The sequence below is a fragment of the Oceanospirillum sp. genome (genome assembly GCF_982874595.1).
On the sequence record NZ_CEYNZH010000026.1, the window covers coordinates 18,787 to 43,434 of the forward strand.

Consider the following 24,648-nt stretch of genomic DNA (forward strand, 5'->3'; position numbering starts at 1 on the left):
TAGTCAGAAGCTATCTTTAAGATAGGTTGTGTCTATTAATTAAGCATCATAGGGTGCTTGAGTAATTAAGGGCTATTTCGGGCGGGCAAAACCGGCAAAGACGAAGAAGAGCAGAAACGCGTTCTGCTTTTTGCTCTTCCTGATGGGGTGGATCTCTTTGATTTTTCTGATTAAATCAGATGCGGGTCGAAGTTTGATTCAACCGGGTGATGAGGACATTGCGGCCCTTTTCTTTGCCGGTCTTAACCCGGTCTTCAACCACATGCAGAAGCTGCTTACTGTTCAATTCAGCTGTAGAGAACTCTTTTGTTTCCACGACACCTATGGTCACGGTGGCAAAGAAACTGTGGTTACCTGTATCAAATCTGTGGTGGGCGATATGGTTCCGGATTCGGTCACAGGAAACCTGAGCGTCTTCCAGGCTGGTATTAGGCAGGAGAACCGCAAAATTCTTACCGGCATAGCGGGCCACCAGATCCATCGGCCTGACCTGTTGCTGAATAATATCGGATAGGGTTTCGATGACGTAATCACCGGTATGTTCGCCGTATTCAGTGTTGATGACTTCCATTCGGTCGATATCGATCAAGGCGACACAGAAGTCGCCTTCGCCAAATTTTACCCGTTGCATAAAAGCGCTGAGTCGGCTCATAAAGTAACGACGGTTTAGTACGCCTGTCATAGCATCTGTAATGGTGAGCTGTTCAACCTGACGGCGTATTTTCTGGTTTTCTGTGATGTCCTGAAGAACGCCATGACTGAGATTGACGGTGCCATCGCTCATAAATTCCAGGACTTCTCCCCGGCAGCGAATCAGGCGGGTCTGGCTTTCATTATCGACCAGCTCAGCTTCTAACTCGAAACGCCCTTTTTGCTTGCGGATATCATCACTAAAGCAGGAAAAGAAGTGCCGAACCGAGAGCAAGGATTCATCGGCCTGAACTTCCTGAAGTCTGAACAGACGGGATTCGTGTTCACCGCCCAGAAAAATGGCACTTTGTTCATCAAGATAGAGGGCGTTAAGCGTCCGGTTCCAGCGCCAGTAGCCCAGATCGCCACCCCAAAGTGTCAGGGCTTCTTTTTGATGCAGTTCTTCTTTCTCGTCAGTCAGTTTCTGGTTTTGCCGAACCTGATCCTGCAGGCGACGATTAAAGGCAAACAGTAGCAAGGCCATGACCAGTGCACACAAAATGATTACGCTAATAATCTGAAGTCGGGCATTTTCAAGGTAGGGTTTGTTTTCTTCGGGCGTCCATATGAAACCTTCCAGGCTGTAATCCGGTTGCAGCAGGCCCAGAGAGACAAAGGTGTTGGCCATATGGCGCCAGCGGCTGATATTCATATGCCCCAGCTCTACAAGGTCTGGCAGAATCAGCTTTTGCATCCTGTTGTGCTCAAATTCCAGATGTTTGCGGCTGTGGGCAAAGGGAAAGTCACTGTACTTTTCCAGGATAATATCGATGACTTCACTGGGCCGGTCAAAGGCGTAGCGCCAGCCTCTGAGTGTGGCCCGATAAAACGCCTTAGCCAGTTCCGGTTTCTCCTCCAGGACTTTTTCATGGGAGAAGAGGGTATCCCCGTAGAAGTCTATGCCGTAAGAGCGCGGCAGGATAAGGCGATAAGGGATATTCTGTTGTTCCAGATAGAAAGGCTGATTCGTGACAAATACAGAAACGGCACTGACGTCTTTGTTCAGTAGCTTTTGCATCGAAAAGGTTGAAGGTACCTGTTCGTACTGTCTCGGGGTGATGCCTTCAGCCTGAAGCATCGCGTGGGTTTCTGCGTCATTTGTCAGGTTGCCCATTTCAAGCCGACGGCCAATAAAGTCCTGAGGGGTGTAAATTCCGTTATCGCTAAGAGTGACCATGCCTGAGGCTGAATGCTGAAAAATGACCCCCATAGCCACAACGGGTTGTCCGCTGGTTCGGGCCAGCAGTAATTCCGAACCTGTTACTCCGAAATCAGCGTTGCCATTCAGGACCTCTTTCAGTGACGTTTCAGTGGGACTGCCGGGACGAATTTCAACCTCGAGCCCCTCATGTGCGTAAAAACCTTTTTCTTTAGCGGCATAGAAACCCGCAAATTCAAATTGATGAGTCCAGGGTAGCTGTAAGACAACTTTTTCAGCGGCTAAAGCTTGTGCGTGACCGGTGACTACCGGAGCGAAAACAGAAACCAGACAAAAGAACAGAGAGAGACTGAACGATCCAACAGCACGATACATGCGTTATAAATCCTTTAACGAACCTGATGATCAGAATCAGGTTTTGAAGCAGAGGCATATTGCTTAGCAATATAGCAGATAAAAAACACCAGATATAACCTCTGGGTGCGGTATTGACACTCTATTGATGCTGGTCGATCGGGTGAACGCCAAATCGTTCAGAAATGACCCACAGCTTGCAGTGTGGAGGAGACCATTGATCTGAAGAGGTCTTAAAAAAGAAAAGATAATCAGATGCCGAGCGCTATGGGGTCGGCATCTGATGTAGCGGCTTACTGGGAATCGCTTTCTATCGGTGAAGAGGCCGCCACTTTAGGCTGATCCGATTGAGGCTGCTGCAATTTTTCGCCGGAGTGTGATTTTTCACCGGATAGTGTCTGCTGATTGAGCGGGGGCATATCCGAGTGGCCCTGAGCCATATGTATGGTAGACGTCGGGAAGGCGCATTCTGCACCCTTAGACAATACGACATCTAAGACTTTCAGCATCACGTCTTCTTTGATCTGATGATAGGCGATCCAGTCTGTTGTTTTGGTAAAGCAGTAGATAAAGAAGTCCAGTGATGAGCTGGCAAACTGGTTAAAATTAACGATCAGGGTTTGATCCTGGTCGATCTCCGGGTGTGAGCGCAGCATATAGCGGACTTCTTCTGTAATTTCACGCATTTTGTCCGCATCGTCGTAGCGGATGCCAATGGTTTCATAGATTCGACGATTGTGCATCCGGGATGGGTTCTCGACAGCGATAGAAGAAAAACTGGCGTTGGGTACATAAAGTGGGCGCTTATCAAAGGTTCGGATTACTGTCTGGCGCCAGCCGATTCGTTCTACCACACCTTCAATACTTCGGTCGGGCGATCGAATCCAATCACCCTCAGAGAAGGGGCGATCCATATAAATGGTCAGTCCGCCAAAGAAATTAGCCAGCATATCTTTGGCCGCAAAACCGACCGCCATGCCACCGATCCCCCCAAAGGCAAGCACCCCGGAGACACTGAACCCGAGTGTTTGCAGAGCCACTAGGGCAGAGGTAATAAACACGGTGAGCCGAAGCAGCTTGGCAACAGCATCCAGTGTAGTCCTGTCGTAAGGCTTGCCTTGACGGGCTTTCGCTTCAATCAGGTTATGTTCTGCCCGTTTAATCAGACGGGTCAGTGCCATGGCGATCATGGCGATAACGAGAACATCCCGGATAGCCGGAACGGCATCAAAGATTGTGCTTCCTGTTTCCTCTCCGATGATCCGGCAGCTGAAGCTGACCCCCAGTATCCAGAGAATCAGGGTCAGAGGCCGTTGAATGGCGTATATAAAGGCCTCATCCCAGGGGGTGCGGGTTTTGTTCGCAACTTCGTGCAGTTTTTTGAGTAACCGGATCTGCACAATATTGACCAGACCTGTCAATAAAAGCACTACAAAGATCTGGATCACCCAGGTTTCTGCATTAAGAACCTGGCTAGCCTGGTTGATCAATTCGGTTTCAAGGAAATCCTGTTGGGGTATCGCATCCTGATTCATGGTCTGACCTAAGAGTATGTAAGTGCTGTTACAGTGATTCCGGCCCGAGAAGATCAACTCTCGGGCTCAGGGCGCTAATAAAAACACAGCCTTGGTGGGGGGTAAAGTCAGAAGCGGGGAGGCTGGTGATTTAGTCGCCAGATCTCCAGATGGGTTAGTGTCTTTAGAGAGGTTCGTGTTCTTTGAGGCATGAGTGTCTTAATGAGGAATTAGTGCTTTTCTGTCCGGAAAAGCGGTCGATAGTGAAAGCCCTGCACGTAATCGACCCCAAGGTATTGCGCAAACATCAGATCGTTTTCACTTTCAACACCTTCGAGGACAAGCTTCTTTCCACTGGCACGGGCAAAATGGCAAAGCGCATGCAGTAACTGCTCATAATGCTGTTTTTTCTGATTTTTAATCCAGGAGCGATCCAGCTTCAGGTAATCGACCTCCAACAAGATATCGAACGAGAGCATGCTGTTTGGCGCACCAATGTCATCCAGTGCGATTTTGAGACCGTGATCCCGATAGGCCTTACCCATGCCGCTACTGTAGACGGCATCGTTAGCATCGGTGTTTTCGATGATCTCGACCACCAGATGACTTTTTCCTCTGAGTAATTCCAGCAGAGGATTGCGATCATCGTTGCCAAACAGCGCGAAAGCATGGGGATCGATATTCAGAAATAGATTGCTACTGTCAGGCGCTGAGGTGAGTTGCAGCCATTTCATCTGGTATTCCACGTTAAACAGGCTTAGCTCATCGGCGTGCAGTGCCTCAAAAATCAGATCAGGCCGGATCGCATCACCATCCTGATTATAAAAGCGTGCCAGCCCCTCCCAAGCCATAATTTCACCGGATTTAAGATCAATGATCGGCTGATATTCGACACCAAAGCGACGATTCTGGATGATGTCGTACAGAGTGAAGTTGTCAATTCCGGAAAAAATCTCTTTAAACATTAGTTGGTTACTCTATTTATGATAACTATTCTCATTATTGTAGAGGGACCTGGTGATGTCAATTATTGATACTGATTCTCATTAATCCCTGTAAACTATGTTTGTTTTTCTTGGTTGACCGGGGCGTATTGAGTAGAATGCGGCTTTGACTCTCAAGGGTCTGAATTAACTTCACAAAAAGGGTAAAGCTGTGCGCTATCTTGTTTTTGTTACCTTGCTTTGGGCTGTGTCCTTCAGTCTGATCGGTGTCTATCTGGCGGGGCAGGTCGACAGTTATTTTGCGGTACTGACCCGCATCGTTTTGGCAGGTCTGATCTTCCTGCCGTTTACGCGCTGGAAAGGCCTGCCGGGCTCTCTGAAAGGCGGTATTGTGCTGGTTGGTAGTCTGCAGTTTGGGATCACCTACGTCTGCCTGTATCAGTCATTCCTTTACCTTTCGGTGCCTGAGGTTCTGCTGTTTACCATCTTTACACCGCTGTATGTCACTTTGATTGATGATGTGCTGAACAAGCGCTTTACACTGGCACCTTTGGTAGCGACCGCTATTGCGGTAGTCGGTGCAGCTGTGATCCGTTATCAGGATCTGAGTGATGACTTTATTACCGGCTTTTTACTGCTTCAGGTGGCGAATATCGCCTTTGCTGCGGGGCAGGTGGGCTACGCAAACCTGATTAAGCGGCATACGATTGATCTGCCGGCGTGGCGCTTTTTCGGTTACTTCTTCCTGGGGGCTTTGCTGGTGGCGCTGCCCTCATTCCTGGTGTTGGGTAACCCGGAAAAACTACCTTCAACTCCGCTGCAGTGGGGGGTACTGGTTTGGTTAGGTCTGGCTGCTTCCGGGCTGGGTTTCTACCTCTGGAATAAAGGGGCCTGTCTTGTCGATGCGGGTACTCTGGGGATTATGAATAATGCGTTGGTGCCTGCCGGTTTGGTGGTAAATATTCTGATCTGGAATCGTGATGTTGACCTGACTCGTCTGGCGATTGGTGGCGTTATTATTGCGCTTTCGCTGTGGGTTAACGCTCATTGGAACAAGTGGTTTCACTTTGATGATAAGGCGGTGAAGGCCTGATTTGATCGGCGGTTTTTTTCGCGGTCAGCTCTTAAGAAAAAATGGCTCCTTCCGGAGCCATTTTTGTAGTTGTTATTGTTAAATATTATATTTTATTCTTTTAAATTAGTAAGTTATCTGCGTCTTTTTGCCGCGCGGATAATACTCCGAATGCGACATTTGACCGCGCATGCCTGGCGTAGCTCTCTGATAAATTCTCCGCATCCTTTAATTTGATGTGGAAGATCAGATGAATACCCTTTCCAGAATACCGGAACCGGATGCGAATACCGGTGTTGCTCAGTCAAAATCCTCCTATAATCGTCTTTGGCGCTGGCACCTGTTAGCGGGTTTGTATGTCGTCCCCTTTATGCTGGTCCTGAGTCTCACGGGCATTATCATGATGCTCTACAAGCCCGTTATTGAACCCTTGTTTTACTCAGACCTGATCAGGGTATCGCCCACCGAAAATCAGGCCAGGATCAGCTGGCAACAACAGCTGGATCTGGTGCAACAGGCTTATCCGGATGGTGTGGTAAAGCAGCTGTTGTTACCTGTCGATGCGACTGATTCCGTCCGTATTCTGGTTAAGTTATCCGGTGAAAACCAGCAGGTCTTTGTTGATCCCTACCGCGGCGAGATACTGGGCTCTGTTAATAAGGACGCAACGCTTTATGCGCTGGCAGATGATATCCACGGTACGCTGTTGTTGGGAGCATTTGGGGATGGACTGATAGAGCTTGCAGCGGCACTGACTCTTATTTTGTTGGCAACGGGATCGATGATGTGGTGGGCACGCCGAAAGCGCCAGCCCGGTTATTTGCTTAAACCGAATTCAACGCTTAAAGGGCGTATGTCGCTGCGTGAATGGCATACGTTATCGGGTTTTTATCTGACGATTGTTCTGGGGCTGTTTGTTGTATCGGGTCTCTCCTGGACCGGTATCTGGGGGGCTAAAATGGTTCAGGCCTGGAACAGTTTTCCTGATGGTGTTTTCTCCGGTATTCCGTTGTCGGATCAGCGCCATGCGTCACTGAATCCCGGTGTTGAAGAGCAGGTTCCCTGGAACCTTGAGCAGACGCTTATGCCCGCATCAGGTTCGATGGCCGGAAAACCGGGTATTCCTCAGGATACCCCTGTGAATGCTGATAGTGTTATCCGATATGCTCAGGACAATGGCATGACACGTTTTCGTCTGAATCTGCCAACGACCCCTGAGGGGGGTTATACCGCGATTGCTGCAACGATGAGCGGTGATATTACGGACCCATACGCCGACAGAGCTCTGCATATCGATCAATATACCGGTAAGGTGCTGGGTGATGTGGGCTACGAGGATTACAGTCTGTTTTCCAAGGCGATGGCTATTGGTATCCCTCTGCATATGGGGTTGTGGGGTAAGAGTAATCTGGTAATCAATGTTTTGCTGTGCCTCGGTATTATCTTTGTCAGTGTTGCGGGTGTTTTGATGTGGTGGCTGCGTAAGCCAGCAAACAGCAAGTTTCGCCTGGGGGCTCCTTCATCCGGTAAGAAGCGCGGAGCGTTGGTGCTGATCCCTATTATCTGCGGGCTATTTGTGCCGCTGTTAGGAGTCACCTTACTGGCTTTCTGGTTGCTGACCCTGGTGAACAAAAGCGCTTCGGCTTCTTAGATATTGAAAAACAACGGGCTGATCAGTTACTGCAGGTAGGGTTGCAGTAACTGATCCAGTTGTCCGGAATCTTTCATCTCTTTTATGCGCTGATTGAGAAGCTGGTAAAGTGCTTCGCTGTTGTTGATGTCCCGACTTACCAGCATAGTGAAATCGTCTGGTTTGATACCGGGAACGGGTGTGTGATGCCAAACGTCGCTCATCAGCTTTTGACCCGTCAGAGCGAATCCCTGTAGTACTTCGTAGCGCCCCAGAAGCAGATCACAGCGACCGGCAGCTGTCTTACTGAACAGTTGGCTGAAGGTGCGGCTTGTGGTTTCGACATCTTCCGGTGCCAGGCCAAAGTTGTGATAGCTATAGCCTCTGAGACCGCACACTTTATATTTTTGGGCCACTGTGGATGGTGGCTCATTTAGCCCATTGGGGAAACGTGATTTCAGATAGATATAGCTGGGGGTTACCAGGTAGTAGGGCTCTGACATCCGGTAAATTTTAGCCCGCTCTTTTGTTCCTGAGGCGCTCAAAGCCACATCTATCTGGCCGTCTTTTACCATCTCCAGACAGCGCCGCCAGGGCAGCATATGAACCTGATAGTTTTGTCCGGTAGGCTCGAAAATACGGGCCAGAACATCCAGGTCATAACCTTTCACGGTTTTGCCAATTTCATAGGTATAGGGTGGCCAGCCCGCCTGATCGCCACAGAAGAGAATAGGGGAGGCGATGCCGGTTTGCGCAGAGGCTGAAGATTCTGTCGCAGGAGAGGCCGCGGCCACCAATGGCATCATGAAGAAGAGCGCGGATAAAATACAAGCAGAGGTTCTTAACATAAACGCCCTTCCTTACTCGCAAACATGCGATTGTGTTCTCTTCTTCTAGTTATAAGTGAGATATGTCTGTTCAGCAAGAAGATCACCAGCAGGTTATCCCGCTGGTGATGTTATCGGGTGATCAGTCGTAGATGGTTGGAATTGGCTGGCGTTTATGCTGCGTTGCTTTGTAGATACTGACCAGTCGCTCGCTGACTTCTGCAGGCACCGCTTTACCTTCCAGAAAGTCATCGATCTGCTCATAACTGAGTGCCAGAGCGTCTTCATCTGCTTTCTGAGGAGCCAGTTCTTCCAGATCTGCAGTAGGAACCTTCCTAACCAGTAGCTCTGGAGCTCCGAGAGTGGCAGCAACCTGACGAACCTGACGTTTGCTCAGGCCAAACAGTGGGGCCAGATCGCAGGCTCCGTCACCGTATTTGGTGTAGAAACCGGTGATATTCTCTGCAGAGTGATCCGTTCCCAGTACCAGTCCACCCGTTAGTCCTGCAATTTCATATTGAGCCACCATGCGTGCACGGGCTTTGACATTGCCTTTCACGAAATCCAGCTTGGCTGGATCTTCAGGAATCAGGCCGGTGCCATCCAGTGCTTCCAGTGTGCTGGCATGGATGCCTTCAACACCGCTTTTGATATTAACGCTGACGGAGTGGCTTGGCTGAATAAAGGACAGAGCTAACTGAGCTTCGTCTTCATCTTTTTGGGTGCCAAAGGGCAGTCGAACGGCAATAAACTGATAGCCCGACTCAGGGTGTTCTGCATTCAGTTCATTGACGGCCAGTTGTGCAAGTCGGCCGCAGGTGGTGGAATCGACACCACCACTGATACCCAGTACCAGTGTCTTGCAATGGGCGTTCAGCAGGCTGTTTTTAATGAAATCTGTACGACGGCGAATCTCAAAATCCGGATCAATTTCGGGTAAAACCCGCATCTCTTTACGGATGATCTCTTCCATTTCTGGCACCACTTTTTTAGCAGAAGTTTTGTCGGTAGACAGTTCAGTAACTCTTCATATGCCCTGAAATGAATCAGGGCTGTCTTTATGCGCTGTTTTAGTGCGTCAAAAAAAGATGGTTTTGACGTTAATTGTTTGATTATACAGTCTTTATTTCAGAATGGCCTGATTTGTCATTGTACCTTTATTCGGTCGTCATAGGGACTCTGACAGGCTTTTCCTCGGGGATGACAGCTCTGGGTTTTGCTGGGTTTTCCCGAAGTGTTTCTTGGCTCTGCTCGCTCAGCTCCTGTGTTGCTGATGTATAAGTGCAGCCCGTAATGGAAAGACTATAGGTGCATATCAGCAAAATCAGTGCCGTTATGGAGAATTGTTTATTCAGTAACCTGAAACCAGTAGTAACAGAGCGCTTCAACGTTGCAGTCATTTTCAGGTTTTCCTTTCTGTTTTGGGCATAGAATGAAATGCCCCCTTTATTTGTGTGAGCTGATTTCAGGCCAGGGCTTTTTGTATCAGCGCCAGATGCCCGGGCGCGAAGTTGATTTTCAGTGCGGCCGCGTGACCTTTCTCGGACATTTTGCCCCAGGTTTTCTGAATAATGGTAATCAGTTTGGCTTCGCTGTGCTTTTCAACGAAAGGTGCCAGGTAGTGTTCCAGAAAGACTAAACAGATCACATCTTCCAGAGCCTGTACTTCGGCATCCTGTTTCAGACGTTTTTTCTGCAGTAATGCTTTTACACGATCTGCATCCTCATCACTGTAACCGGCCTGCAGCATCAGCTCAGCGGTTTTTTCGCCATGAAACTTGCCCAGCTCAGTACGCCAGTGTTTGTAACCCACGCGCCCTTCCGGATAGTCGGAGCGGGGAATGCTCCAGCGTTGAATATGCTGGCCACGGGCCGCAATCTGCAGCAGTTCAGAGGCATCGGGTGTAAACTCAGACAGACACTGGGTCATGCGTTGACCGTAAAGCCACTCTTTGGCGACAATCCGGCCCTGCCACTCTTCCTGATTCGGATCTTCGTTATTAGCCTGATCGATCAGTTGCAGCACGGCTTTAAGCTTGGCACTCATATCTTGTTCCTTATTTTGCGGCTCAACGGTGAGAAAGGTCGTTGAGGCAGTCATCGCCATATTTGTTAAAGTGTACCATTCCTGCCGATTTTTATAGACGTTCGTGCAAGGTAAAGATGATAAAACAGGACTTCCGGATGGGTTTGTCCGTGGGTCTTTACTGCTACTTTAAAGGGCAGGTTCAAATCACAGGTGAAGGAATATTTAATGATAAGGCCAATTCTTCTGACGTTGCTCTCACTGATGGCTCTGGCGGCCAACTCGGTTCTTTGTCGGTTAGCCTTGTCACCTTCGGATGTGGTTAGTACGGGCCTTGAAGTGGCAACCATCGATCCGGTGAGTTTCACCCTGTTAAGATTGGTTTCCGGTATTGGCATGCTCTGGCTGGTGATGTTTCTGCTGACACTTAGCCGATCACGATCGTCCCTGGCAAAGCCCGTATCGGGAGGCAGCTATAAAGCAGGTTTTATGCTGTTTGCTTATGCCATTGCATTTTCGGTGGCTTATCTGGATCTGGAAACCGGTACCGGTGCTTTGATTCTGTTTGGTGCTGTTCAGCTGACCATGATTCTGATTGGTTGGCTGCAGGGACAGCGTTTGCATCTGATCGAATGGTCTGGTGTTCTGATGGCGTTTGCCGGTTTTGTGTATCTGGTGCTACCGGGTTTCAGCACCCCAAGTTTTACCGGTTTTGTGCTGATGACTGCGGCGGGGATCGCCTGGGGTTGTTACACGTTGCTTGGGCGTGGCTCGGCGACACCGGCTCTGGATACTGCCCGAAACTTTCTCTTTACCTGGCCCTGGTTGCTTGTACTGACACTTTGGTTATTTCTGCAAGGGGGCAACTGGCAGGCGCAGGGCGTCATTCTGGCGCTGGCTTCCGGAGCGATCACGTCTGGTCTTGGCTATGTGATCTGGTATGCAACATTACCTTATTATACGGCTACTCAGGCTGCTGTATTGCAGCTTTCGGTGCCCGTTATTGCAGCACTAGGCGGGGTGATCTTTGTGGCAGAGCCTGTCACGTTTACCCTGATGGTTGCGTCTCTGATGATTCTGGGTGGTATCCTGCTGGTGATAGCCGGGCGTTAGTACCTGCAAAAGGATGCCCGTTAAGCCCAGGCTTAACGGGCCGCATACTGTTGCACCCGTCTGTTATTAAATGGGTGGCTGGCCGCAGGCGCTGCGGAACATATTGCACTCAAACCGCATGCATTGAGTGAAGATTTCAATCGCTTTCTGGTGGTCCAGCTGATCTGCGTGTGCGTTAATAAAATCGGCCATATCCTTCGGAGCTTCGGCCACCTGATTCGCTTCAATCCAGGATGCATAAAGATTATCCGGGGTTGCGTCCGGAGCCAGTGACAGACCGATATAGGTCCAGAGTGAGATACAAGGGGTCATGGCAACCACAAAGTAGAGTGGGTCCAGGGTTTCAGCAATGCTGTGCTCATAGTCAGCATAGGCCTGGGCCAATTCTGTCAGCTTTACTGCTTTCGGATCACCGATATGCCAGCCGGCAAATACCTCAGCGTTATAGTCCAGATAGTCTTTTTGCCGGGCGATGCAGAAAGCCCTGACTTCCGGATCATCGGCTTTGGGGATCACAATACTGTAGTCATCGGCAGAGTAGCTGCAGTAGGCTGCATCCAGTACGGTGAACTGACCGTACTGGTCGGGGTTCAGGTTGGAATGAGCAATGCCCTGAACAAAGTCAGATGCAAGGGCTGCCTGCTGATATTGAGTGGTTGCCGCCCACATCTGGTCGTAAAGGGTTTCGCCGTTGGTGGTGCCTTGCTGTAGTACAGGTTTGTGTTTAAAGGTATTTGCCGGCAGTCGGCTCCGGGGGGAGTTGCCCAGGATGTTTGCAGTTTGGTGAGTCATGGCTTTACATCTTCCCTGTTGGTTCAGAATTTGCCAGCAGTTTTTATGCTGATCTCTATCGATTAAACCAGACTAAAACCCAGAAGCTGTGACTGGCAAGTAAAAAGCAGTTACAACAATCCTGCGAACTTTATTAAATCCCTGCTGTATAATGAGATCCGAACCCAACACCTGATGCTTTCGGCGTCAGGTGTTTTTTATTGGCTCGATTTTTTATTCGTAGTGTTCCCCGTTAGTCGGAATGACCGTACGGGACGACGACAATTGACTGAAACTGGTGTAATCACTGTGATGGGCGTATCCCAACCAGTGTTAAGGACAATGAACATGCAAAACACGCAGCCTGACATCATTATCTCTGAATCCGATGCAGAGAAGCTGGATGAGCTGTTAGCAAAGGTTTCTCAAAAGGATTTTCCGGGAAAAGATAATCTTGAGAAGGAGCTGGACCGAGCGACTATCGTGCCGTCATCTCAGATTCCGGCGGATGTTGTCACCATGAATTCCAGAGTACGTTTTAACGATGTGAACTCGGATAAGAGCTTTACCATGACGCTGGTGTACCCGAAAAATGCCGGTCAGGAAAATACCGTTTCGGTACTGGCACCTATGGGCTCTGCACTTTTGGGTTTGTCGGTTGGACAGCAGATCAGTTGGCCTAAACCGGCCGGTGGGGTGATGCAGGTTGAAATAGAAGAGGTTATTTATCAGCCGGAACGTGATGGTGTCCAGGCCTGATTGATCCGGGTGCTCTCTGCAAGTCGATTTGGGCACTTACAGCAATAAAGCAGTGCCAATAAAAAGGCGGGATGCAACAGATTAAGTCTCTGCTCCCGCCTTTTTCGTTTTTGCTGTTACAGCCCATCAAGAGCCGCTTCTGATGATCAGTAGAACTGAGCTCCCACCAGCAGGAAACCGAACATTAGCGTGCTCACTAGCGCTGTCAGGCCCCCCGGCGTCACATAGGCCATTTCACCCTCCTGACGACTGCGCCATACCATAGCCACCGGAATAAAGATCGCCAGTACGGTAAGTGCCAGACCGGCATAGCTGAGTGCTTTCAGGAACTCACCCGGTGCACTGGATGCCATAATCAGCGCAGGAACCAGTGTCAGAATGATCGCAGGTACTTTGCCGTCGACCACAGGCTTCTGATCACACATCTCACGGATAAAGCCGAACAAAGACAGTGCCACACCCAGGAAAGAGGTCAGCAGAGCCATCGCTGCGAACAGTTTCAGGACAGAACCCAGACCCGCGCCACTTTCACCCAGTGCCGTCACCAGTTGTTCTACACCGTTCAGACCAGCCAGTTGCTCAGGTGCAACCGCATTCATGCAAGCCCAGAACCAGGCGATGTAGCACACCAGAGGAATCAGGCTGCCTAAGATAACCACGTTGCTGAAGTGCTTGCCTTCACCATCTTCGGTGTAGCTGACCAGCGGTGGAATCACCACCATAAAGCCGAAAGAGGTAAACAGAACCGGCAGCGCCGCCATGATCTGAGCCTGAGTATCGCCGGCCTGCGCCGCGGTTAGGCTGGTCTGATGGGCGGTATCCGGAGCCAGAGAGGCAAGGGAGTATAGGGCAATCACCATAGCGACCAGCATGATCGCAAAGAACAGGCGATTCAGACGGTCTACAGCACCGGTACCCAGAACAATGGTGATACCCGCAAGCAGGGTAAACAGGGTGCGGCTGAAGCCCAGACTGACATCCAGCCTCATATATTTCAGGGCCACCTGCAGCAGTTCGCTGGCACCAAGAATATAAGCCATCAGCAGGAATACCAGCAGGAAAATCATACTGGAGTTAGTGATCAGTTGGCCGAAGCGCCCCAGCCATTTACCGGACATTGCGTGCATGTTTTCACCGGGGTGGTGATTCACATTCACTTCCAGCAGTAACAGGGCGGCAAGAGTCGTAAACGCCCAAACAAAAAACAGCAGACCGAGACCCAGACCAAAGCCCAGTGGAGCCAGAACCATAGGAATTGCGAGCATGCCCGCACCCAGTGCAGTCCCTGCCACCAGCAGTGTGCTTCCTAAGAAACGAGTGGATACCACGTTGTTCTCCCAATGTTGTCTTTATTATGAAGTTGTGAAGAGGTGGCGATACTAGCGAAAAGGTTATTTTCAGGCTAGTACTTTGTTGTATGTCAATATTGCAGTTGATTATGCTGTCTGCTTGTTTTCTGTAGGGTGATCATCTGGTTTTTTCTGTTTTCACAGCAAGTGGATTCAGGTCGGAAGTCCTGCAAAGCCCTATGATTAAAGGCCTGAAGGAGGATGCTTGGCAGTCCGGATTGATCGGTTAGAGGGTGTTTTAAAGCGATACTTGGCAGCCATTATGGCTGCCGATTTTGTATCGTAAAGAAAATTTTACGAAGTGACATTTTGTTAAATGTTAAGCCTGCGGTGATCCTTAAAGCTCGACAATCAGTTTGCCCTGATTACCACCGGTAAACAGCAGATTCAGACCACCTACCGCTGAGGTTAAGCCTTTCAGGGTATGACTGCGGTACCGGATCTTGCCTTGCTGAACGTAAGGCACCAGAAGCTCCAGCAGTTGCGGTACTTCATGAAAGTGATCCGGCATGGTGAAGCCCTGAATGTGCAGACGTTTTTTGATGATATTCATCCAGTTTGGGCCGGGTGCCGGTGTTGCTGCCGTGTAGTCAGCGATCATACCGCAGACGATGATCTGGCCATGGGCGTTCATGCGCTGATAGATATGCTGCTGAATCGGGCCACCGGTGTTTTCAAAGAAAAGGTCGACGCCGTCAGGTGTCAGTTCTGCCACCCGTTCCGCCAGATTGTCGGTTTTATAGTTAATGGCACCATCAAAACCCAGGGTGTTCACAATCCAGTCGGCTTTATCGTCGCTGCCAACCACGCCGATAACCCGCAAGCCCTCCGCTTTGGCCAGCTGACCGACGATAGAACCAACAGAACCCGCGGCACCGGTAACCACCAGTGTCTGACCGGATTTAGGCTGACCGATACGTAGTAGTCCCTGGGTGGCTGTCAGACCGGGCAGTGACAGAACGGAGAGCACCATATCGGCAGGCAGGTTAGGGTCTACTTTGTTAACGCCCTGACCATTGCTGACAGCATATTCCTGCCAACCAAACATCCCGGTGACCTTATCACCTACAGCAAAATCCGGGTGCTGAGATTCAATCACTTCAGCATAACCGCTGGCGCGCATCACATCGCCCAGTTCAACCGGTGGGATATAGCTTTCGCGGTCATCCGACATCCAGCCCAGCATCGCAGGGTCCAGAGACATGTGGCTCTGTCTGATCAGAATCTGGCCTTCAGCAGCTTGTGGCATGTCGTTGTGTTCTATCTGAAAAAGTTCAGCCGTTGGTGCGCCCTGAGGGCGTGCAATCAGTTTGATCTGAGTGTTCTGTGTCATGTGTCATCTCACTTTGTTTTGAGTCCGGCAGGCTTGCTGCCGCTTGATCGATGAGGTGATTATATCGGCTGAATATTTATGATATAGGCGCTAAAATAGAAATGATATTTGTTAAAAAAGCAATAATGAGGGGTTGGGAGAGGTTGGATGGATCAACTTAAGGCGATGCGGTACTTCGTAAAAGTGGCTGAGACCGGCAGCTTTACTCGAGCTGCTCAGCATTTTGATGTGCCGGCATCATCTCTGTCCCGCCGTGTCGCCGATCTGGAAAACCATCTGGGAGCTGTGCTGCTTAAAAGATCAACCCGCGTGGTACGCCTGACCGAGATCGGCAGGCTGTATCTGCAACAGGTACGGGATATTCTCTCCCGATTGGAGGCCACCGATGAGCTGGTGGGTAGTTATCAGAGTAAGCCGATGGGGCATCTTAAAATCAGTGCAACGGTTGGTTTTGGCGAAACCCTGCTACTGCCTGTTATGGAGGCGTTTAATGCCCGCTATCCCGACATTGTGCTGGATATTGAGCTAAGTGATGCCCTGTCCACCTTAGGCCGTGATGATGTTGATATCGCTATTCGCGGTGGCTATGTGCCGGATGAGCGGGTGGTGGCGGTTAAGCTGCGGGATAATCGTTTTATTCTGGCCGCTGCCCCGATCTACCTTGAACGGGAAGGGATGCCGGGAGATGCGCAAGAGCTGAAAGAGCATGCCGGGCTGTTTTATCGGACACCGGTGGGCATGCTGCCCTGGATCAGTCAGATCGGGGGCGAGTGGCAGGATGTATCACCCCGAAAAGTCGCTGTCAGTAATGCCGGGCGCTGGCTGATCGATAAAGGGATTCGTGGTGAGGGGTTGCTGATGCTGCCCCGCTGGGCGCTGCAAGGTGCTCTGGACAGAGGTGAATTACTGGAGATCCACTTGTCACCGGAGGTGGGTGTAACCCGAAGTGAAAAGCTGGGCATCTACTTGCTCTATGCTCAGAATCGCTACCAGGTGCCCAAGATTAAAGCCGCGGTGGACTTTCTGGTGGCGCGTTTGTCTGCCTGATTCGAAGATAAAAAACGACTCCCTCTTCAGAAAGATGAAGAGGGAGTCGTTTATCGGTTTAGCGAGGCGTTACAGCGTAAACTCTTCCACGGCGTAGTCCGGTAACTGGTCTTTTTCCGGAACCGGAGTTGGGTTTCCGTCCTGATCCAGTGATACAAACTTAAAGATCGCCTCGGTGACTTTCTCCCGCAGGCCGATCTGACCCCGGCGCACCCAGGCTTCAACGTGAATTTTCATCGACGTTTTGCCAACTTCGGCAACATCGGTATAAACCCCCAGAATATCGCCCACTTTAACCGGGCGGATAAAACTCATTCCCTCTACCGCAACGGTAACAACACGCTGCTGAGCACGCTGACTGGCGCAGATACCGGCTGCAATATCCATCTGAGCCAGAACCCAACCGCCAAAAATATCACCGGAAGGGTTGGTGTCCGCTGGCATCGCCATGGTGCGGGTCGTTAAGCGACCTTTAGTTTCTTGTGTCATAGAAGGTTCCCCAACCTAATATCTATGCCCTAACCCTGATATCTCTGGGTAGACGCATCTTGCTTGTAATCGGTTGATTGTAACTCAGGAAAATAGGAAAAACCGAATAAAGACAGTTGGGTATTCAGAAAAATCAACGTTTTCCAGTCTATTCCACCTCGTCTTAACTCATGGGGCAACAGAGTCAAGAGTTAACCCTGTAGATGGCAATTAAAGCATTGCTACCCTATATAACTGCTGGACGTGATGAAGAGACTACATCTGTCTGAACAGATGGGCGTTATTACGACTGACAGGGAGTATCCGGCCAGAATCCTGCAGTGTTACCGAATAATGGCCCTGATCATCCCGCTCCGCCATCGCGATTTTGGCGACCTGAACGATGACGGCTCGGTGGATCCGCCAAAAGAGGGTACTATCCAGCTCCTGGGTTAACTGCTTGATGGTTTTCCGGATCAGATACTCCCCTTGATTGGTGACAACGGTGGTGTATTTGTCTTCGGCAATAAAGCATTGGATCTCATCCAGCTGAACAATATGGATTTGATTGCCGCGGGTGGCGTTGATCCAGCGTAGCGGCGCAGTTTTAGCGCTTTCAGAGGATATTAGCCGTTGCAACTGATCGGCATTAAGTTCATAACGAACATCCTGTTGATCCCGTTTTATGATGCGTTTAATACACTGATACAGGCGTTCTTCCTCAATAGGCTTCAGAATATAATCGACAGCTTCATGCTCAAATGCGGTTACGGCATGTTCATCATAGGCTGTGACGAATACGATATGTCCCTCATAGCCGCTTTCTCTCAGTAGCTTTGCGGTTTCAAGGCCACTGATACCGGGCATTTTAATATCCAGAAAGACCGTGTGAACCGGCACTTCATGAATCATGTTGACAGCCTCGACCCCTGAACCAAGGGGAATCACCTGATCCAGATCTTCCCATAACTCCTGTAGCATTTTTTGCAGATGGAATCTCAATAAAGGTTCATCATCAACGACCATCACGTTCATGTCTTTATCTCCGGATGTGGGGCAACTGGCCATGATAGGGTTGCGATGCATCCTGTGATCTGGCCATTGCTGTCTGTCTGGTTGACCAGCTCCAGTTGAGCTTGCTCCTGATACAGCAGGGCCAGTCGTTGGTGGATATTTTTCACGGCAATGCCATGTCCTTTCGGGGGCAGGCTCTGGTAGTTATGCGCCAGCCCAGGCCCGGTGTCGCTTATGATGACCTGGCACCGATCCTGAGTAACCGTCACCGTTATGATGACATCACCACCTTCCAGTGTGGGTTCAATACCATGGATAACCGCATTTTCAACCAGCGGCTGAAGGGTAAACGGTGGGCAAGAGGCCAGGCTTGTATCTCCTTGAACCCTGATATCGAAGGTTAACCGTGAGCCCATACGTACCTGCTGAATCGCGAGATAGGACTCGACCAGCTGCAGTTCTTCCTCCAGAGGAATGACCTGCCGCTCTGCCTTGGTCATCGACACCCTCAGTAAACTGGTCAGGCTATCCAGTACTTTCTTGGCCTGCTGAGGTTCAACATCAATCAATACCCGGATGTTGGCCAAAGTATTAAAGAGAAAATGGGGCTCAATTTGGGACTGCAGGATCTGATAATTGGATTCGGCCAGCTCTTTTTCCTGTCTGAGGGATTGCTCCCTTTGAGCCTGCAGCTCCCGTTGTTTACGGGTCACCCTGTGGGAATTATAAAAAATATAGGTGACCAGCAGGCTGAAGAGGATTTTAAGAATCAGATCCGATGCCGGAGCATTACGCACCTGCTCGAAGGAGTCATACATCTGATACAGCAGGTGAAGGGTGCCAATGATAACGCCAATTGAGTAGCCAATAACGGTCGCGATCAGTATTGAGGTTTTATCCCGCAAATAGTGAAGACTGACCCGAATGGCACATAGACAGGATACGCCAAAGACTAACGATACTTGCAGAGTCAGCCAGAAGCCGCCTGCATCGGTAAACCAGATCACCAGAGCGATGATATAGCAGATAGCGATGGTCTGAACGCTGTCCCGCAAGAGTTCATGTCGTCGCCAGAAACTCAGAAAGGCGTTACCCATCGCTAGTCGTCCTTATTCAGTAGCATAAAAAGTCCGGTTGAAAGGAACCAGAGTATACAGCCTAAACCAAAGGCTGCGCCCAGTTCAGTTAATGCCGGGATGGCAGTGGCAAGGCCGCAAAGGCCGATGGCTAAGGCTCCCAGACGTGCAGAACCGGGCAAGCAATTGTTTTTAGCACTGGCAAAGAAAAGCAGGATCAGCCAGACACCCCCAACAATCTCATTACCGCCACCTAAACCATTCACCAGAATTTGTACGCTTACCCAGGCATGATGTGCCGTTTCCGGGGCTGTTGTATGTAGCTCAATACTCATCGCATGACCGACATTAGCGATCATTCCGGCAGCGATAACTAAACCGACCCAGATATACGCCACGGTAGCAGTGGCCTGAGACAACGGGGATTTAGGCAGAAGGCTGTTTAAACCGGTCTGCAGACCCAGTAAAGCGAAGCCAAAAACAACATAAATTACAAAGTACCATAGATAAATCATAGCCTGATGCTGGCTCAGATAGATCAGTTGCTCCTCAACACTTGTACTGAGATTGCCATACTGAATATCGGTCATGAGTACAAGGTAGTAGGCCATACCAAACAGAAAGGTAAGTGCGGCGATAATGGCGCTGATACCACCGTTACGGACATAAGAGTTCATCATCAGTTTCCTTTAACGGGATTATTCAAGGTGCTGCTGAAATTGCATGCCTAAATAGCGTAGGCTGGCCGATTTATTGTTGATGGATGCAGTGTTGTCTTGTATGACCTGTAAACTGTCGCCACTGCTTCGGGTCAGACCGATGTTGACGGCCCGGTCCTTAGAGGTCGGGTTAAAATAAAGGATTTGCTGATAACCATTGATCTCATTAAAAAGGGTCAGCTGCAGAATCCCGTGGCTCTCTTCAAGCTTAATTTCGCTGAACTTGTACAGCTTATCCGGGTTGTTGTGCGTATAGCTGCCCAGCTTCCTTTTCCACTGTTCCGGCAAGGTTGAGAGTGAATATTTCTGCGCCACCACACCACCATTTTGCTCCTTGATCACTATTTGTCCCTGATATTCCATAGGTATCAGGCGAAACTGAGCAAAGAAGCTATTGTCGAAGGAAAAAATACCCAGTGCCTTGTACTCAACGCCCAAAGTGCCATCTGCATAGGGGATCAAAGCAACTTCACCCTCTTTATTCGATGCAATGAGCTGGCCGTTTTGCACCGTTACCTGAATCTCCCCCAGTGCCGGAGAAATATAGCGGCCACTTAAGTATTGCTGTTTTTGTGGCGACAGGGTCATTCTCTCTGCTTCGGGTTGGCTTGGTGTCGGCCATCGTTGCCCTGTTTTGGCCTCATAAGCCAGCCGGGTTGTTTGTTCTGCTATTTCAGTCACGCTTTCATAGGCTTCGGCAGAGTTGGCCAATACCACGACGGCTAAATCCTCTGATGGCAGGGTAATCAAAGAAGAGTGGAAGTAGTGGGTGGCTCCACCGTGCCACCGGACTGTTTTTCCGGACAGTGCAGGGCGCGGGTAAAACAGAAACCAGGCCAGTCCCATGGGCATATCTTTGTAGAGGTGAGACTGACTGTTCTGAGGTGTCACCATCTGATTAAACGCACCGGGGGAGACTAAGCGTTGAACTTGCCCTTTTTGATCCTGATATTCACCGTCCCGCAGCATAACCTGAGCGAATGTCGCTAAATCCCGGGCGCTCATGGCAATGTCTCCGGCGGCTGTGTCGCGAATTTGTGGATAGCTGTGGGCATCCAGCTTGCGGTAAGCCTGTGCCAGGTTTTTATCGTCAACACCCACGATGGCATGTTTAAGCCCTAGTGGAGTGAAAATGTTCTCTTTCAGATAGTCCGGGTAGGTTTTCCCGGATACCTCCTCGATCACCAGGCCCAGCAAGGCGTAGCCAACATTGGAGTAACTGAATACTTCCCCAGGTGCATATGAGAGGTACTGCTCGTTCAGCAATGGAATTAACTGGTCCAATGCCTCACTGTCGGCAAAACCGTTCCATATATCCGATGGCAGCCCGGAATGATGGCTAAGTACCTGTCGCACGGTGACTGAATCCGCATCGAAATCGGACTGCAGATTCAATTGCGGCAGGTATTGTTGCAGTGGAGCATCCAAAGCAATTTTTCCTGAGTCAACCAATTGTAATATGCTGACTGCGGTGAATAGTTTAGTCACTGAGCCGATCCGGTAGAGCGTATTATCTGAAGCGGGGGTATCTTCTTCCCGGTTAGCCATTCCGCTGTGGTGAGAAGCGATGATCTTATTGCTATCGAGAACAACCACTGACACAGCAGCAATATCATGCTGACGACGCTTTTCTGCTAATGCCCAGTCCACATAAGCATTGAGATAACTAAAATCGCCTTTATTCAGGTGTTGTGGTTTTTCTGGTGCAACAGAGCAGCCGCTCAGTATGGCCAACATTCCCAGCAAAAGTAGGGTTTTCATAGGGTTTCCTCAAAACTGGTAGAAAAGAGAAACAGAGCCCATCCAGTAGTTGTCGCGCTCGACAATACTGCTGTCACTGATGCCTTCGCCTAAGCTGTTGAACGCCATTGCTGTAGCAGTATGCCATCCACCGGACAGCTTATAGATATGGGTCAGAGACAGATTTGAGGTTATGCTGGCCTTAGCGTTGTAAGCCTCAATAGTGGGGCTGGCCTCGGCCTTGCTGACACCGTAATAGTAGTCCACTAATTTTTCAGACTGATACTGGAGACCTGCCTGAGGAATAAAGATGCCACCCAGCATCTGGATCTGGCGGGAAACACCAAACCCCAATTCATAACCCGCGTGTTTATCCATCAGATCGGCGCTGATAGAGGCACTGAAGTCAGCCCAAGGTGTCATCTGTACCCAGTTGATCATCAGCTCGCCGGTTTCGTCCCGCTTGGTTAACCCGGCCAGCTCTTTGTTGTCCGTAGCATCAAAGCTCGACTCACGCAGAGTTAATACAAAACTGAGTGCACTGGTTGGTGTTAAGGCGGTTGTTATGCCCAGCCCGTCCGGATTCAGAGTCAACATGCCGTATTGCAACTCGGCATAAGGAAACAGCTGGTTACTGTCATCTTCACCTTTCACATGGCTTTGAATGTGAGCGGCTCCTATACCCACATTAGCGTTGAATTCCGCAGCGAAGGTATTTCCGGTCTCTACGGCCAACAGCGCAGTGGAGAAAAAGAGTGCAATTGTTTTGCGATTCATAATCGTGTCCCATCAACGGTTACAGAGAGCAGCAGGTGCTGCGATGGGGAACACTTTGTCATGACATCTGAGCATGAATTTCTTTAACCGATAATTGGTTAAAAAAACGAACAAGTGGCAGAAATCAGGGATAAATGGGTTGGCTTGTGTTGCTGCGGCTCTTCGAAGGTCTGGAAATTCTGATCGGGCAGGTAGGGGGTTAAGTTTGTCTTAAGCTTTATGGACGAAACTGTGCCGATTGCTTTCGCGGAGTATTACTATGTCGGCCTGTTACAACGTTATAGCCAACCTGATGCAGACCTTATTACGGATAATTAAAATCGACCTGCCTGTTATGATAAAAGGGGTGGGCTGGGTACCGCTTAGCTTTGTCTTTCTGGTTGTACTCTTTTTCATTTGGCCGGAATTAGATCTGTTGGTCAGCGGTCATTTTTTTGATTCTGTAACTCGAAGCTTTCCCGCTAATCAGGAAAGCTGGGTCAGGTTTATCTATGTCGTCTTCAAAGATATGCCGTTATATCTGGTGCCAACACTGATCATTGCTACTGTGATTTCATGGTTGGGGCTTGCGCCGAAAAAGTTACGTACCAAGCGGCACAAGTTGCTTTTCTTACTGTTATTTTTACTGATTGGCCCGGGATTACTGGTTCATGCAGGCTTTAAAAATAACTGGGATAGAGCAAGGCCCCGTAATGTGGTGGAATTTGGTGGTCAACAACATTTTTCACCTGCTTGGATAATCAGTGATCAATGCGATACAAACTGCTCTTTTACCAGTGGCCATGCCGCGATGGGCTTTGCTTTTATCGCTTTGGCCTGGGTCTGGGAGTGGCAGTTGGGGTTGTTAGTCGGTGTCATTCTTGGCTTATTAGTCGGAGAAGTACGAGTGATTCAGGGTGGGCATTTTCTGAGTGATATTATCTTCTCAGGCTATATCTGTTACTTCACCGCCTGGGTGCTGGCAAAAGTGATTTTGCCTAAAGAGCAGAATCATCAGTTGTTGCATCAGAGTCACTGATGTAGACCAGTGACTCATCAGATATGCCGATTAAGACAGGCTATCTGTTGGGCAGATATTAAAGCATCAGACCGACCATGGAGGTCAGCTTTTCCAGCCAGTGCTGATCGGTTTCATCGAAGTCACCTAATTGGTCGCTATCAATATCCAGTACCCAGGCGACTTCACCGCGCTTAAAGATCGGCAGAACAATTTCTGATTTGGATTCACTGGCACAGGCGATATGGCCGGGAAACTCATCAACATTCGGTACGATCAGGGTTTTTCGTTGCTCAAAGACCGCACCGCAAACCCCTTTACCCTTGGGGATGCGGGTGCAGGCTACCGGTCCCTGAAAGGGACCAAGAACCAGCATATCCGGCGTTTCTGCCCGATAGAACCCAACCCAGAAAAATCCCATCGCCTGTCTAAGGGCGGCGCTGATGTTGGCAAGATTGGCGATCACGTCATCTTCGGTGCTGACCAGTGCTTCAATTTGCGGCAGCAGGCTTTGGTATTTCTGGGCTTTGTTGCCCTCAATTACAGTGATCTGTTCTGACATGTGCGACTGAATCCTTAATTAAGTCGTTTATCTCATGACCGGTATGGTGACCCCTGATCAGGCTCTTCAGGTGGTTAATCTAAGGTCTTAAGATTAAAGTCGTAGATAAAAATGAATACAGAATAGTGTTTGCTGCGTATATCGACAAGTAGGTTTCTGCGAATCACAGGTTGAATGAGGCACTTCTATGCGACTGATAAGTCATTATTTTATAAGCAAAGTATTCGGTTCTACCGCCTGGATTCGTAGAATATCGGCGGCTTTTATCAGCTGTTTAATAGCGTTTCTGATGCCGCAAAGTGCTTTGGCTGATATGACATTACGTTTTACCCCGGATCAGATCATCCGTTGGGAAGCCAAGGAGTTTGAAGGTTTTACCGATTATCGGCTGATCCGGGATGCCCGGCAGCCAGCCATTAAAGCGAGTAGCAGGGGCACGGCATCCGGCCTCTTTTATGAAACCGAGATCGACCTGAATAAAACACCTTATCTTAGCTGGCGCTGGAAAGTAACCGGACTACCGGAGCTGCAGGATGAGCGCATCAAAAAAGGGGATGATTTTGCTGCCCGGGTTTATATCGTGGTGAATGATGGCTGGACGTTTCTCAGTACCAAAGCGATCAGTTACGTGTGGTCGTCACAATCGCAAGCTGGTGACGAGTGGCCAAATCCCTTTGCTGGCAGCAGCGCCATGATGGTCTCTGTTC

The 24,648-nt window shown here is 49.6% G+C and carries 23 protein-coding genes; 7 read left to right on the forward strand and 16 right to left on the reverse strand.

Annotated features, from left to right (window positions below):
* Positions 1–175: 175 nt before the first annotated feature.
* The 3 genes from AC4GL5_RS11845 to AC4GL5_RS11855 all read right to left on the reverse strand — a co-directional run bounded on the left by AC4GL5_RS11845 (position 176) and on the right by AC4GL5_RS11855 (position 4,682).
* Positions 176–2,224 carry an ABC transporter substrate-binding protein gene (locus AC4GL5_RS11845; RefSeq protein WP_490382992.1) on the reverse strand — a complete coding sequence of 683 codons (2,049 nt, stop codon included), beginning with the start codon at positions 2,222–2,224 and terminating at the stop codon, positions 176–178.
* A 272-nt stretch (positions 2,225–2,496) separates the two neighbouring features.
* On the reverse strand, positions 2,497–3,738 hold the full coding sequence (locus tag AC4GL5_RS11850; protein ID WP_490382993.1) for a mechanosensitive ion channel family protein: 1,242 nt from the start codon (positions 3,736–3,738) through the stop codon (positions 2,497–2,499).
* Between the two features lie 209 nt (positions 3,739–3,947).
* The gene (locus AC4GL5_RS11855) at positions 3,948–4,682 is read right to left on the reverse strand and encodes an EAL domain-containing protein (RefSeq protein WP_490382994.1); all 735 of its coding nucleotides are present in this window, start codon (positions 4,680–4,682) and stop codon (positions 3,948–3,950) included.
* Between the two features lie 190 nt (positions 4,683–4,872).
* Here AC4GL5_RS11855 and AC4GL5_RS11860 point away from each other — a divergent pair, with 190 nt between their 5' ends.
* Positions 4,873–5,754: a DMT family transporter gene (locus AC4GL5_RS11860; protein WP_490382995.1), complete on the forward strand. Its 882-nt coding sequence runs from the start codon at positions 4,873–4,875 to the stop codon at positions 5,752–5,754.
* Positions 5,755–5,983: 229 nt separating this feature from the next.
* Positions 5,984–7,384 (forward strand): PepSY-associated TM helix domain-containing protein, encoded by a 1,401-nt coding sequence (locus tag AC4GL5_RS11865; protein WP_490382996.1) that lies wholly within the window; start codon positions 5,984–5,986, stop codon positions 7,382–7,384.
* Positions 7,385–7,410: 26 nt separating this feature from the next.
* On the opposite strand, the gene AC4GL5_RS11870 is transcribed toward AC4GL5_RS11865, so the two are convergent.
* From AC4GL5_RS11870 to AC4GL5_RS11880, 3 genes are all read right to left on the reverse strand, one after another.
* Positions 7,411–8,211, reverse strand: a complete 801-nt coding sequence (locus AC4GL5_RS11870; RefSeq protein WP_490382997.1) for a substrate-binding periplasmic protein — start codon at positions 8,209–8,211, stop codon at positions 7,411–7,413.
* 121 nt (positions 8,212–8,332) lie between these two features.
* Positions 8,333–9,163, reverse strand: coding sequence for an NAD(+) synthase (nadE, locus tag AC4GL5_RS11875; protein WP_490382998.1), 831 nt, complete (start codon positions 9,161–9,163; stop codon positions 8,333–8,335).
* Positions 9,164–9,655: 492 nt separating this feature from the next.
* Positions 9,656–10,237 carry a DUF4202 domain-containing protein gene (locus AC4GL5_RS11880; RefSeq protein WP_490382999.1) on the reverse strand — a complete coding sequence of 194 codons (582 nt, stop codon included), beginning with the start codon at positions 10,235–10,237 and terminating at the stop codon, positions 9,656–9,658.
* A gap of 207 nt (positions 10,238–10,444) precedes the next feature.
* Between AC4GL5_RS11880 and AC4GL5_RS11885 the strand changes: the two genes are divergently transcribed.
* Positions 10,445–11,329, forward strand: coding sequence for a DMT family transporter (locus AC4GL5_RS11885; protein ID WP_490383000.1), 885 nt, complete (start codon positions 10,445–10,447; stop codon positions 11,327–11,329).
* A 66-nt stretch (positions 11,330–11,395) separates the two neighbouring features.
* Here the strand turns inward: AC4GL5_RS11885 and AC4GL5_RS11890 are convergent, their stop codons facing one another.
* Positions 11,396–12,121, reverse strand: a complete 726-nt coding sequence (locus AC4GL5_RS11890) for a thiaminase II/PqqC family protein (protein ID WP_490383001.1) — start codon at positions 12,119–12,121, stop codon at positions 11,396–11,398.
* Positions 12,122–12,448: 327 nt separating this feature from the next.
* Between AC4GL5_RS11890 and rnk the strand changes: the two genes are divergently transcribed.
* Positions 12,449–12,859: a nucleoside diphosphate kinase regulator gene (rnk, locus tag AC4GL5_RS11895; protein WP_490383002.1), complete on the forward strand. Its 411-nt coding sequence runs from the start codon at positions 12,449–12,451 to the stop codon at positions 12,857–12,859.
* Positions 12,860–13,005: 146 nt separating this feature from the next.
* On the opposite strand, the gene AC4GL5_RS11900 is transcribed toward rnk, so the two are convergent.
* Positions 13,006–14,187, reverse strand: coding sequence for an amino acid permease (locus AC4GL5_RS11900; protein ID WP_490383003.1), 1,182 nt, complete (start codon positions 14,185–14,187; stop codon positions 13,006–13,008).
* A 358-nt stretch (positions 14,188–14,545) separates the two neighbouring features.
* Positions 14,546–15,541: an NADP-dependent oxidoreductase gene (locus tag AC4GL5_RS11905; RefSeq protein WP_490383004.1), complete on the reverse strand. Its 996-nt coding sequence runs from the start codon at positions 15,539–15,541 to the stop codon at positions 14,546–14,548.
* 147 nt (positions 15,542–15,688) lie between these two features.
* Between AC4GL5_RS11905 and AC4GL5_RS11910 the strand changes: the two genes are divergently transcribed.
* The gene (locus tag AC4GL5_RS11910) at positions 15,689–16,588 is read left to right on the forward strand and encodes a LysR family transcriptional regulator (RefSeq protein ID WP_490383005.1); all 900 of its coding nucleotides are present in this window, start codon (positions 15,689–15,691) and stop codon (positions 16,586–16,588) included.
* A 69-nt stretch (positions 16,589–16,657) separates the two neighbouring features.
* On the opposite strand, the gene AC4GL5_RS11915 is transcribed toward AC4GL5_RS11910, so the two are convergent.
* The 6 genes from AC4GL5_RS11915 to AC4GL5_RS11940 all read right to left on the reverse strand — a co-directional run bounded on the left by AC4GL5_RS11915 (position 16,658) and on the right by AC4GL5_RS11940 (position 22,382).
* Positions 16,658–17,077 carry an acyl-CoA thioesterase gene (locus tag AC4GL5_RS11915; RefSeq protein WP_490383006.1) on the reverse strand — a complete coding sequence of 140 codons (420 nt, stop codon included), beginning with the start codon at positions 17,075–17,077 and terminating at the stop codon, positions 16,658–16,660.
* A 255-nt stretch (positions 17,078–17,332) separates the two neighbouring features.
* The gene (locus AC4GL5_RS11920) at positions 17,333–18,091 is read right to left on the reverse strand and encodes a LytR/AlgR family response regulator transcription factor (RefSeq protein ID WP_490383007.1); all 759 of its coding nucleotides are present in this window, start codon (positions 18,089–18,091) and stop codon (positions 17,333–17,335) included.
* On the reverse strand, positions 18,088–19,167 hold the full coding sequence (locus tag AC4GL5_RS11925; RefSeq protein WP_490383008.1) for a sensor histidine kinase: 1,080 nt from the start codon (positions 19,165–19,167) through the stop codon (positions 18,088–18,090). The genes AC4GL5_RS11920 and AC4GL5_RS11925 overlap by 4 nt, the downstream gene beginning before the upstream one ends.
* 2 nt (positions 19,168–19,169) lie before the next feature.
* On the reverse strand, positions 19,170–19,826 hold the full coding sequence (locus AC4GL5_RS11930) for a hypothetical protein (protein WP_490383009.1): 657 nt from the start codon (positions 19,824–19,826) through the stop codon (positions 19,170–19,172).
* 18 nt (positions 19,827–19,844) lie between these two features.
* The gene (locus tag AC4GL5_RS11935; RefSeq protein WP_490383010.1) at positions 19,845–21,626 is read right to left on the reverse strand and encodes a serine hydrolase domain-containing protein; all 1,782 of its coding nucleotides are present in this window, start codon (positions 21,624–21,626) and stop codon (positions 19,845–19,847) included.
* Positions 21,627–21,635: 9 nt separating this feature from the next.
* Positions 21,636–22,382, reverse strand: coding sequence for a MipA/OmpV family protein (locus AC4GL5_RS11940; protein ID WP_490383011.1), 747 nt, complete (start codon positions 22,380–22,382; stop codon positions 21,636–21,638).
* A 259-nt stretch (positions 22,383–22,641) separates the two neighbouring features.
* Here AC4GL5_RS11940 and AC4GL5_RS11945 point away from each other — a divergent pair, with 259 nt between their 5' ends.
* Positions 22,642–23,400: a phosphatase PAP2 family protein gene (locus AC4GL5_RS11945; RefSeq protein ID WP_490383012.1), complete on the forward strand. Its 759-nt coding sequence runs from the start codon at positions 22,642–22,644 to the stop codon at positions 23,398–23,400.
* A 58-nt stretch (positions 23,401–23,458) separates the two neighbouring features.
* Here the strand turns inward: AC4GL5_RS11945 and AC4GL5_RS11950 are convergent, their stop codons facing one another.
* Positions 23,459–23,941, reverse strand: a complete 483-nt coding sequence (locus AC4GL5_RS11950) for a GAF domain-containing protein (protein WP_490383013.1) — start codon at positions 23,939–23,941, stop codon at positions 23,459–23,461.
* 313 nt (positions 23,942–24,254) lie between these two features.
* Between AC4GL5_RS11950 and AC4GL5_RS11955 the strand changes: the two genes are divergently transcribed.
* A partial coding sequence (locus AC4GL5_RS11955) for a DUF3047 domain-containing protein (RefSeq protein WP_490383014.1) occupies positions 24,255–24,648 on the forward strand: 394 nt, incomplete at its 3' end.

What these genes read in the sequence shown, in the direction of transcription:
- AC4GL5_RS11915 (WP_490383006.1), bottom strand. Translation starts at nt 17,077, where the DNA reads ATGACACAAGAAACTAAAGGTCGCTTAACGACCCGCACCATGGCGATG.
- AC4GL5_RS11890 (WP_490383001.1), bottom strand. Translation starts at nt 12,121, where the DNA reads ATGACTCACCAAACTGCAAACATCCTGGGCAACTCCCCCCGGAGCCGA.
- AC4GL5_RS11910 (WP_490383005.1), top strand. Translation starts at nt 15,689, where the DNA reads ATGGATCAACTTAAGGCGATGCGGTACTTCGTAAAAGTGGCTGAGACC.
- rnk (WP_490383002.1), top strand. Translation starts at nt 12,449, where the DNA reads ATGCAAAACACGCAGCCTGACATCATTATCTCTGAATCCGATGCAGAG.
- AC4GL5_RS11945 (WP_490383012.1), top strand. Translation starts at nt 22,642, where the DNA reads ATGTCGGCCTGTTACAACGTTATAGCCAACCTGATGCAGACCTTATTA.
- AC4GL5_RS11930 (WP_490383009.1), bottom strand. Translation starts at nt 19,826, where the DNA reads ATGATGAACTCTTATGTCCGTAACGGTGGTATCAGCGCCATTATCGCC.
- AC4GL5_RS11935 (WP_490383010.1), bottom strand. Translation starts at nt 21,626, where the DNA reads ATGAAAACCCTACTTTTGCTGGGAATGTTGGCCATACTGAGCGGCTGC.
- AC4GL5_RS11870 (WP_490382997.1), bottom strand. Translation starts at nt 8,211, where the DNA reads ATGTTAAGAACCTCTGCTTGTATTTTATCCGCGCTCTTCTTCATGATG.
- AC4GL5_RS11865 (WP_490382996.1), top strand. Translation starts at nt 5,984, where the DNA reads ATGAATACCCTTTCCAGAATACCGGAACCGGATGCGAATACCGGTGTT.
- AC4GL5_RS11950 (WP_490383013.1), bottom strand. Translation starts at nt 23,941, where the DNA reads ATGTCAGAACAGATCACTGTAATTGAGGGCAACAAAGCCCAGAAATAC.
- AC4GL5_RS11880 (WP_490382999.1), bottom strand. Translation starts at nt 10,237, where the DNA reads ATGAGTGCCAAGCTTAAAGCCGTGCTGCAACTGATCGATCAGGCTAAT.
- AC4GL5_RS11845 (WP_490382992.1), bottom strand. Translation starts at nt 2,224, where the DNA reads ATGTATCGTGCTGTTGGATCGTTCAGTCTCTCTCTGTTCTTTTGTCTG.
- AC4GL5_RS11905 (WP_490383004.1), bottom strand. Translation starts at nt 15,541, where the DNA reads ATGACACAGAACACTCAGATCAAACTGATTGCACGCCCTCAGGGCGCA.
- AC4GL5_RS11925 (WP_490383008.1), bottom strand. Translation starts at nt 19,167, where the DNA reads ATGGGTAACGCCTTTCTGAGTTTCTGGCGACGACATGAACTCTTGCGG.
- AC4GL5_RS11940 (WP_490383011.1), bottom strand. Translation starts at nt 22,382, where the DNA reads ATGAATCGCAAAACAATTGCACTCTTTTTCTCCACTGCGCTGTTGGCC.
- nadE (WP_490382998.1), bottom strand. Translation starts at nt 9,163, where the DNA reads ATGGAAGAGATCATCCGTAAAGAGATGCGGGTTTTACCCGAAATTGAT.
- AC4GL5_RS11855 (WP_490382994.1), bottom strand. Translation starts at nt 4,682, where the DNA reads ATGTTTAAAGAGATTTTTTCCGGAATTGACAACTTCACTCTGTACGAC.
- AC4GL5_RS11920 (WP_490383007.1), bottom strand. Translation starts at nt 18,091, where the DNA reads ATGAACGTGATGGTCGTTGATGATGAACCTTTATTGAGATTCCATCTG.
- AC4GL5_RS11885 (WP_490383000.1), top strand. Translation starts at nt 10,445, where the DNA reads ATGATAAGGCCAATTCTTCTGACGTTGCTCTCACTGATGGCTCTGGCG.
- AC4GL5_RS11850 (WP_490382993.1), bottom strand. Translation starts at nt 3,738, where the DNA reads ATGAATCAGGATGCGATACCCCAACAGGATTTCCTTGAAACCGAATTG.